The organism is Bacillus sp. HY001 (assembly GCF_007558965.1).
Classification (GTDB): domain Bacteria; phylum Bacillota; class Bacilli; order Bacillales; family Bacillaceae_G; genus Bacillus_A; species Bacillus_A mobilis.
This window is the reverse complement of record NZ_VLTE01000349.1, coordinates 1-260: the sequence shown is the minus strand read 5'-3', so window position 1 is coordinate 260 and position 260 is coordinate 1. Positions and strand designations below refer to the sequence as shown.

Genomic DNA, 260 nt, shown 5'->3' with positions numbered 1-260 from the left:
CCGGCTGGTGCTCAAGGTGCTACTGGTGCTCAAGGACCGGCTGGTGCTCAAGGTGCTACTGGTGCTCAAGGACCGGCTGGTGCTCAAGGTGCTACTGGACCTCAAGGTATTCAAGGACCAGCCGGCGCTCAAGGTGCTACTGGTGCTCAAGGACCAGCGGGTGCTCAAGGTGCTACTGGTGCTCAAGGACCAGCTGGCGCTCAAGGTGCTACTGGTGCTCAAGGACCAGCTGGCGCTCAAGGTGCTACTGGTGCTCAAGG

1 protein-coding gene is annotated in these 260 nt (G+C 60.8%); it reads left to right on the top strand.

The annotated features are described in order from the left end of the window. The coding region (locus FOT98_RS31660; protein ID WP_144291291.1) for a collagen-like protein at window positions 1–260 on the top strand (260 nt) is incomplete at both ends.